Raw genomic sequence first — 336 nt, 5'->3', positions numbered from 1 at the left:
CCGTAGCAAATTTTACGCATGATAACGCTGCCGCGCAGGCACCGCTCGGCTTCATTGTTTGTCAGCGGCGTACCGCGAGAAGCCAAGAATACCCATAGGCCTGTTTCGTGTTTTAGAATGTACTGACATCGGCCTGCGTAGCGCTTAACTGGCACTTGTGTGCCTTTTTCTAGCCACGCTTTGATACTTTTTCGTAATCGTTGCATACGACGGAGCCAGCGCTCTTCACTCAGTTCGCCTTGTTCAAATCGATGCTGCGTTCTAAATAACGTGCCGAGCATTAGCACCAGCCTGGCGCCAACCCTAGCGGTTAACCCTGCGCCGGAATAGTCAGCC

1 protein-coding gene is annotated in these 336 nt (G+C 52.7%); it reads right to left on the bottom strand.

Going from position 1 to position 336, the window contains the following annotated elements:
- Positions 1–336, bottom strand: a 336-nt coding sequence (locus Q4519_RS21800; RefSeq protein WP_303516040.1) for a transposase, incomplete at both ends; no start/stop codon positions are given.

The sequence above is a fragment of the Motilimonas sp. 1_MG-2023 genome (assembly GCF_030547455.1).
Classification (GTDB): Bacteria; Pseudomonadota; Gammaproteobacteria; order Enterobacterales; family CBDFNC01; genus Motilimonas.
The sequence above is the reverse complement of the archived record's forward strand: the minus strand, read 5'-3'. Positions and strand labels throughout refer to the sequence as shown.